Annotated in this window: 4 protein-coding genes; 2 read left to right on the forward strand and 2 right to left on the reverse strand. The window is 74.0% G+C overall.

Annotated features, from left to right (window positions below):
• Positions 1 to 317 precede the first annotated feature (317 nt).
• Positions 318 to 2,498, forward strand: coding sequence for a DNA helicase RecQ (recQ, locus tag AB8Z75_RS27665; protein WP_369206655.1), 2,181 nt, complete (start codon positions 318 to 320; stop codon positions 2,496 to 2,498).
• 78 nt (positions 2,499 to 2,576) lie between these two features.
• Here recQ and fahA read toward each other — a convergent pair whose 3' ends face one another.
• On the reverse strand, positions 2,577 to 3,779 hold the full coding sequence (gene fahA, locus AB8Z75_RS27670; protein WP_369206657.1) for a fumarylacetoacetase: 1,203 nt from the start codon (positions 3,777 to 3,779) through the stop codon (positions 2,577 to 2,579).
• Positions 3,780 to 3,931: 152 nt separating this feature from the next.
• Between fahA and AB8Z75_RS27675 the strand changes: the two genes are divergently transcribed.
• The gene (locus tag AB8Z75_RS27675) at positions 3,932 to 5,983 is read left to right on the forward strand and encodes a hypothetical protein (RefSeq protein ID WP_369206659.1); all 2,052 of its coding nucleotides are present in this window, start codon (positions 3,932 to 3,934) and stop codon (positions 5,981 to 5,983) included.
• Positions 5,984 to 6,262: 279 nt separating this feature from the next.
• Here AB8Z75_RS27675 and AB8Z75_RS27680 read toward each other — a convergent pair whose 3' ends face one another.
• Complete coding sequence (locus AB8Z75_RS27680) at positions 6,263 to 8,290, reverse strand: CocE/NonD family hydrolase (protein WP_369206661.1); 2,028 nt, start codon at positions 8,288 to 8,290, stop codon at positions 6,263 to 6,265.
• Positions 8,291 to 8,343: the final 53 nt, after the last annotated feature.

Genomic DNA, 8,343 nt, shown 5'->3' on the forward strand with positions numbered 1-8,343 from the left:
GACTTATCCACAGGGGGGGCCGCACATGTCACGGGGGGGGGGGGGGGGGGGGGGGGGGGGGGGGGGGGGGGGGGGGGGGGGGGGGGGGGGGGGGGGGGGGGGGGGGGGGGGGCCCCCAAACCGCCCAGAATCCATCCATACCGCCCCCACCTTGGCGCTGAGTGCCAAGCGGCCCTCCCTGCTGCCCTCGCCGCAACGGCGGCGAGGGCCCGGCGGGCGCAGGCATGGGGCGCGCGGTCGTGGTGGGGTGCCGCCGGTGGGGGACTTATCCACAGGCGGGGCCGCACATGTCACCGGCCCCGCCTATCGTGGCGGGCATGCTTCAGGAGAGTGCCGAGGGTTCTGGCGGGGCGTCCGAGACGGCTGCGCTGCGCGTGCTGCGTAAGGTTTTCGGGTACGACGCCTTCCGCGGCCGGCAGGAAGCCGTGATCGAGCACGTCACGGACGGTGGCGACGCGGTCGTGCTGATGCCGACCGGCGGCGGCAAGTCGCTGTGCTATCAGATCCCGGCGCTGGTGAGACCGGGCACGGGTGTCGTGATCTCGCCCCTGATCGCGCTGATGCAGGACCAGGTGGACGCGTTGCGCGCGCTGGGCGTGCGCGCGGGGTTCATCAACTCCACGCTCGATTTCGAGGAGCGGCGCGTGGTGGAGGCCGAGTTCCTGGCGGGTGAGCTCGATCTGCTCTACCTGGCGCCGGAGCGGCTGCGGCTGGAGGCGACGACGGCGTTGCTGGAGCGCGGCAAGGTGTCGCTCTTCGCGATCGACGAAGCGCACTGTGTCGCTCAGTGGGGTCACGATTTCCGCCCCGACTACCTCTCGCTCTCCATGCTCGGCGAGCGCTGGCCCGACGTGCCTCGCGTCGCGCTGACGGCCACCGCGACCCGCGCCACCCACCAGGAGATCGTCCAGCGGCTGGGGCTGGAGCAGGCGAGGGATTTCGTCGCGAGCTTCGACCGCCCCAACATCCAGTACCGCATCGTCCCCAAGCGGGATCCGAAGAAGCAGCTGTTGCGGTTCCTCAAGGAGGAGCACGCGGGCGACGCGGGCATCGTCTACTGCCTCTCCCGCAACTCGGTCGAGCGCACCGCCGAGTTCCTGTGCCGCAGTGGCGTGGAGGCCGTGCCGTACCACGCGGGGCTGGACGCGGGCACGCGCGCCGCGCATCAGGCGCGGTTCCTGCGGGAGGACGGCCTGGTCGTGGTCGCGACCATCGCTTTCGGCATGGGTATCGACAAGCCGGACGTGCGCTTCGTCGCCCACCTCGATCTGCCGAAGTCTGTGGAGGGCTATTACCAGGAGACGGGCCGCGCGGGGCGCGACGGGGAGCCGTCGACGGCCTGGCTCGCCTACGGCCTCCAGGACGTCGTGCAGCAGCGCAAGCTCATCGAGAACGGCGAGGGCGACGTGGCCTTCCAGCGGCGGGCGCGCAGTCATCTGGACGCGATGCTGTCCCTGTGCGAGACGGTCCGCTGCCGGCGGGCCCAGCTGCTGGCCTATTTCGGTCAGGAGCCGGCGGCGGGCGCGGCGGAGGTGGCCTGCGGCAACTGCGACACGTGTCTGACGCCGCCCGAGTCGTGGGACGGCACGGTTCCGGCCCAGAAGGCGCTGTCCACCGTGGTGCGGCTCAAGCGGGAGCGGGGGCAGAAGTTCGGCACGGGCCAGATCGTCGACATCCTGCTGGGCCGTAAGACGGCCAAGGTCATCCAGTTCGATCACGACGCGCTGTCCGTGTTCGGAGTCGGCGCGGAGCTGGGGGAGGGCGAGTGGCGGGGCGTCGTCCGCCAGCTGATCGCCCATGGGCTGCTGGAGATCGAGGGGGAGCACGGCACGCTGGTGCTGACCGACGCGAGTGCGACGGTGCTGCGCGGAGAGCGGGAGGTGCGGCTGCGCAAGGATCCGGTGCCGGACCGGGCGTCGGGCTCCCGGTCGGGGGCGGGCGCGGGTCCCCGGGGCGGCGGTGCGAAGCGCCAGGCCCCTGCCGACCTCCCCGAGGAGGCCCAGCCGCTCTTCGAGGCGCTGCGTGCCTGGCGCACCGAGCAGGCGCGGGAGCAGGGTGTGCCGCCCTACATCGTCTTCCACGACGCCACGCTGCGGGAGATCGCCGTGCAGCGTCCCGGCTCGCTGGGCGAGCTGGGCGGTGTGGCCGGGGTGGGCGAGAAGAAGCTCGCCACATACGGCGAGAGCCTGCTGGCCGCGCTGGCAGCGGCGGGGGAGGCCTCCGCGGCGGTGGAGGCCTCCGCGGCGGTGGAAGGGGACTCCGCGGGACCGGAGGCACCGGAGGGGCCGGTGGGCGACGGCGCGGAGCCGGTGGCCGGGGCCCTTGCCGACTCCGGGACCGCCCTTGCCGACTCCGGGACCGCGCCGGACGAACCGGGGGAAGCCGACCCTGGGTCACCGTGGCCCGGAACCGACCCGGGGGCGGAAGCGGACCCCGAGTCCCCGTGGGAGGGAACCGACCCCGAGTCCTTGTGGGCGGGGACCGAGGCTTCGCCGTAGCCGTGACGCACGGTGGTGGCCGTCGCCGACGGCCACCACCGGCCGGGGGGGCACCCGGCGACCGCCATGCGGTGGGCGTCACTCGGCGGGTGTCACCCGGCCCGTCACGTCGCCCAGGCCGATGCGGGTTCCGTCCGGTCCGGGTGCCCACGCGGTGAGGGTCACCTCGTCGCCGTCCTCCAGGAACGTGCGCTTGCCGTCGGGGAGTTCCAGGGGTTCGCGTCCGCCCCAGGTCAGCTCCAGGAGCGAGCCGCGCTGGGCGGGTTCGGCTCCGCTGACGGTGCCGGAGGCGTACAGGTCGCCGGTGCGCAGTGAGGCGCCGTTGACCGTCATGTGGGCGAGCTGCTGGGCGGCTGTCCAGTACATGGTGGAGAAGGGCGGTTCGGCGAGGGTGTGGCCGTTCAGCCGCACGGTCATGCGCAGGTCGTAGCCGCCGGGTTCGATGCCGTCGGCGGAGTCGTCCAGGTAGGGCAGGAGGGGGAAGTCGCGTGGGGGCGGGGCCACGCGCGCGGCGTCAAGGGCGTCGAGGGGGGTGATCCAGGGGGAGATCGTGGTGGCGAAGGACTTGCCGAGGAAGGGACCCAGCGGGACGTATTCCCAGGCCTGGATGTCCCTGGCCGACCAGTCGTTGAGCAGTGTCACGCCGAACACGTGCTCGCGGAAGTCGGCCAGTTCGACGGGGGTGCCCAGCGCGCTGGGGGTGCCGACGACGAACCCGACCTCCGCTTCGATGTCCAGCCGCTGCGAGGGGCCGAAGGCCGGGACCGGCTCGTTCGGGGGCTTGCGCTGTCCTCGCGGGCGGGTGACGGGCGTGCCGGAGACGACGACGGTGCCGGCCCGCCCGTGGTAGCCGATGGGCAGGTGCTTCCAGTTGGGGGTGAGCGCGTCGCCGTCGGGGCGGAAGATGCGGCCGACGTTGGTGGCGTGGTGTTCGCTGGCGTAGAAGTCGACGTAGTCGGCGACCTCGAACGGCAGGTGGAGGCGCACCCCGTCGAGGGGCAGCAGGTGGCGCGCGGCCGTCTCGCGGTGCGTCTCGTCGGTCAGCCAGGCGCGCACCTCGGCGCGTACGGCCTGCCAGACGGGGCGTCCCGCGGCCATCAGCGCGTTGAGCGACGGCGCTCGCAGCACCTCGGTGTGGGCGGAGCCGAACGCGGCGGCGACCGCGCCCAGGTCGAGCACGTCGTCGCCGAACCGGACGCCGAGTCGGCGGTGGCCTGGCGCGTCCGGTGTGCTGAAGAGGCCGTACGGAAGGTTGTCCGGGCCGAAGAGAGTGTCACTCATGGAGGTCACACTATGAGGGAGCGTGACGCGGGAACACCGGTGCGCGAGCTTGTCGGCCCTGTCCCTGCCCCGTGCCCGGCGAGGCCCGAGGCCCGAGTCCCAGTCCGAGTCCTAGGATGCTCGCGAAGGTGTGAGGGGGGGGGAGGGCTGCCGTGCGACGCGTCGTCCTGGTCGCCGCCGTCCTGTCGCTGGGCGTGGTGCTCGGCCCCGGGCAGGCCGCCGCGACCGCGGCAGCCGCCGCATCCACCGAGGCGCTGACGGGTCAGGAGGCCGACGGGCCGGCGCGGCAGGCCGCATGGTTCGCGCGGCGGCTGCGTGCGGGCCCGGTGTACGTCTCGGACCAGATCCCGTTCGCCCAGCCCCGCTCGGCCGCGCCCCGCTTCGCCGCGCAGGCCGCGCGCACCGGCGTTCCGACCTACGTCCTCGTGGTCCCGTTCCACACCGCTCTCGACGCGCGCGAGCTTCTTGGCGCCGTGCACCGGGAGTTGGGCCGCAGGGGTCTCTACGTCATGGTGGACGGCACGTCCGGCGACCAGGTGGAGGCCGTAGCCCACGGGGTGTCCGCCCCGGCCGAGGACGCGGCGCGGGCGGCGGGGTGGGAGATGCCCTCGGACGCGACGGCGCTGGATGTCTTCACCCGGTTCGTGGACATCGTGGGGCAGAGCGGGGCACAGGCCGCCGCGCGCGCGTCGGAGGCGGAGGAGGAACGCCTCGTCGACGAGAAACGTCCCGAGCCGCTCTACGCCACGCGCGAGGCCCGGGCCGTCCGCTCAGGTGTGGCGGGTGCCCTGGCGGGCGGGGTGCCGCTCCTCGTCCTCGCCGTCGGCTGCACGGTCTACCGGCGCCACCGCGGTCACGGGCGCGGCATTCTGGGCTATGGGGTGCCGCTCGTGTGCGCGATCGGCGCCGCCGTGCTCGTGCACTCCGCAGCGGTGGCCACCGCGCAGGGGGAGAAGGCCGTTCCGTCGGCCCGGCCGACCGCGCACGATCTGCAACTGCGTGCGGACCGGGTCGCGGAGGGGCTGCGCCGGGCACCGGTCTACCAGGACCCCGAGTCGCCTGCGGCGCTCGACGGCAGCCAACTGTCCGCCGTTCGGGAGCGGCTGTCCGCGCTGGAGGTGCCCGCCCGGCTGGTCGTTCTTCCGGCGCTGGCGGACGAGGACGAGTCGGGCGGTGACGCGGACCTCTTCCTGCACCGGCTGCACGCGACTCTCGGCGAGGACGGTCTCTACCTCCTCGCGGGAGGCGACGGGTTCGACGGGTTCGAGGTCACCGTCGCCAACTACGGTGTGAAGCTCGCCGCCGAGGAACTGGACGACTACGGAGACTGGATCCGCTACGGACCCGAGGACAGCGACGAAGAACCGGCGCTGGGACGCCGGATCACCGTGCTGGCCCGGCACGTCGAGGACGTACCCCAGGGCCCGCAGGGCAGTCCCGAGGACGCCGGGCGGGTGGACAGGCCCGAGGACACGTCTCTTCAGCCGGTCGACTCCGGCGCCTACCGTCCCGCGGCCGGCGGCGCGGCCGGGCTGGTACTGGCCGGCTGGGGCACGCTCGCCGCCCGCCGGCGGAGACGCGAGGGCGGACGTCTCACCGGCGCGCTTTTGTGGGTCCCGGCCGCCCGGGCCGTCCCCGAAGCGGGAGGGCGACACGCGCCCGCCCGTCCGCGCCGCCGCCGGCTCCGCCGGGCCGCGGGGCGGGAACTCGAAGAACTCGCCGCCGCGTTCGCCGCCGCCGAAGCGCGACTCGACAAGGCCGTCAGGGGGCACGTGTGGGCCTGCCTGGACGCCGCGGTGCTCCTGCTCGACCGCCAGTGCGACGGACGGATCGACGCGGACGCGGACATGGGCGACCTCGCGGCGGCGCTCGTGCTGGTCCGAGCGGGCCGCGCGGCACTCGGTACGAGCGGCCGGGAGGCGGCGCGGCGCCGGTTGTGCTCCGTCAACCCGCTGCACGGTACCCACGAGCCTGCCCCACGCGCGGCCGGGCGCTCGGCCGAACGCGCGGCCGGGTGTGCGGCCTGCCGCGCGGCGGCCACCGGGTCCGAGCGGGCGCGCGGCCTGCTGCTGCCGGGGACCGACGGCGTCCCGGTGCCGTACCGCGAGTCGCCGGGCCCTCTCGGCCGTGCCGCCACGAGTGAGGACCGACGCCTCGTCCAGCACGTCAGGGAGCGCTTCCACGTGTCCGACGTCTCCGGCTGACCGCTGCCGTCGGGCGGGATCCCGCCGGAGCGGAGCCTGTGGGCCGCCACCGGTTACGGCTCGTTGCCGGCCGACCCGCTGGCCGTCCGCGCCCAGCGGGGCGATCTCACCCGCGCGGCGGCGAACCGGGCCCGTGCCCAGAGCCCAACCGCCGGACGAGGGCGATGCACCCGGCATCCGCCTCCGTGCCCGACGCCGGCCCCGGCCGGCCCGCTGCCGGCAGCGGACCGGCAGCGGACCGGCCGGGGCCGGTAGCGGACCGGTAGCGGATCGCCGGGGTCAGCCGGCGGTGCGCCTGATCCGCCGCTCCCATGTCCGGGAGAACACCTCGGTCTCCCCCTCCCAGCAGGTGACCTCGTTCACGGCGATGAAGTCGGTCTCATCGGCGCGGAGTTCGGAGCGCGTGCGCAGATGCGCGTGCCAGTCCAGTTCCGGGCGGCGCAGCCCGACCTCCCACTCGGAGACGGCGCGGGCGCTGAGCGGGTCGCCTTCGTCGATGACGTAGGTCTCCAGGGCGTTCTCGGTGAACTCCAGCCCGTCCGGGTAGATACGGGTGCCGCCGTAGCGGGGGTCGACCTCCAGCCGCCACCGGCCGGCGGCGACGTCGCGTACGACGCGCCGTTCGGGCCGCTGTTGGCCGCTCTCGGCGTCCGGGTAGCGCACGCCCAGGGGTTCGGCCTGTTCGGGTTCCTCGAACCGGATCGCGGGGGCGCCCTCGTCGGCCGCCGGGTTCCGCACGGGCAGTTCCAGGGTGCTTCGGGAGGGGTCGAGCACCCAGCCGGCCTCGCTCCCTGGCTGGGGCCAGATCCAGGGCCAGTAGGCGGAGGAGAGCGCGATCCTGATGCGGTGCCCGGCGGGGAACACGTGGCCGATGCCGTTGAGTTCGAAGCGCACGTCCTCCGTCGCGCCGGGCTCCCACTCCACCACGCGGTCGCGTCCGTGCCGGGCCGAGAGGTTGAGCACGCCTCGGGTCACCAGGGTGGACGAGCCGTCGGGTGCCACGTCGCACACGCGCGCGATGACCTGGCCGCGGGGGACCTGGCTGGTGAGGCGCAGCCGCACCCGCGGCCGTCCCAGCACCTCCACGCGGCCGTCCAGCACCGCGGAGTCGAAGCAGACGGACCGCCCGTCCTCCTCGCGCTGGTCGGGCGGCAGGTCGGCCTCGTTCCCGAACGGGAAGAAGCGCCCCGCGTCCACCCCGGTGTGCTGGGGTGAGCGCACTACGAAGGGGCCGCTGCCCGGCAGCTCGTACGGCGTCATGGTGACGGCGGGGGAGGGCCATTCCGGATCGCCGACCCAGCGCCCTTCCAGCTGTCGGTAGACCGTCGCGGGCGGGTGCGACTCGCTGATCCACGAGCGCAGCAGCGGCTCGTCCATGACGCCGGTGTCCTCGCCCTTGAGCCACTGGTCCCACCAGCGCAGCGTCTCCTGGAGGAAGCCGATGGCGGGTCCCGGGGGCAGGCCGCGGTCCGGGTACTGGTGCGACCAGGGGCCGATCAGGCCGCGTACCGGAGCGCCACTCTCGTCGGGCAGGTGTTCGACCAGCCGCAGCACGGTGTCGCGGTAGGGGTCGTGCCAGCCGCCGACCGCGAGGACGGCCGCGTCGATGGCGGCGTAGTCCTCGCAGGCGCTGCCGTGCCGCCAGTAGTCGTCGCGGGTCTGGTGGTCCAGCCAGGTGTGGATGAACGGGTCGAGAGCCTCCAGGCGGCGCAGCCACATGTCCCGCCAGGCGTCGCCCACCTGCGCGGGGTCCGGGGGCCGTGAGGCGAAGGCGAGCATGGTGGAGGCCCAGGCGTGCATGTCCACGGCGAGGACGGAGCCGCCCATGTAGTGCACGTCGTTGTCGTAGCGGTCGTCCGTGGAGCAGACGGTGACGATCGCCTTGAGGGCTTCGGGGGCGCGTGCGGCCAGCTGGAGGCTGTTGAAGCCGCCCCAGGAGATGCCGAACATGCCGACCTTGCCGCTGGACCACGGCTGGGCGGCCAGCCAGGCGATGACGGCCTCGCCGTCGGCGAGCTCGCGCTCGTCGTACTCGTCGCCGGGCAGGCCCTGGGCGTTGCCGTGGCCGTGCACGTCGACGCGGACGGAGGCGTAACCGTGCCCCGCGTACCAGGGGTGGCGCTGGGCGTCGCGCGGGGCCGTCCAGTCGCTCAGCCGGTAGGGGAGGTACTCCAGGAGTACGGGGACGGGCTGCTCGGTGACGGGCCGCCACACGCGCGCGTACAGGTGTTCGCCGGTCGGCGTGGGGATCCACAGGTCCTCACGGACGACGCGGTACGGGAACTGTTCAGGGGTGCGGATGTGCATAGCTGTAAATCTTCGGACATGTGCGGAAGGTTTCCGGGCACCGGGGGTCCGCC

Source organism: Streptomyces sp. PU-14G, assembly GCF_041028275.1.
Lineage (GTDB): Bacteria > Actinomycetota > Actinomycetes > Streptomycetales > Streptomycetaceae > Streptomyces.

Bases quoted from the DNA above. Each gene is read 5' to 3' on its own strand.
- recQ (WP_369206655.1), top strand. From the start codon at position 318: ATGCTTCAGGAGAGTGCCGAGGGTTCTGGCGGGGCGTCCGAGACGGCT.
- fahA (WP_369206657.1), bottom strand. From the start codon at position 3,779: ATGAGTGACACTCTCTTCGGCCCGGACAACCTTCCGTACGGCCTCTTC.
- AB8Z75_RS27680 (WP_369206661.1), bottom strand. From the start codon at position 8,290: ATGCACATCCGCACCCCTGAACAGTTCCCGTACCGCGTCGTCCGTGAG.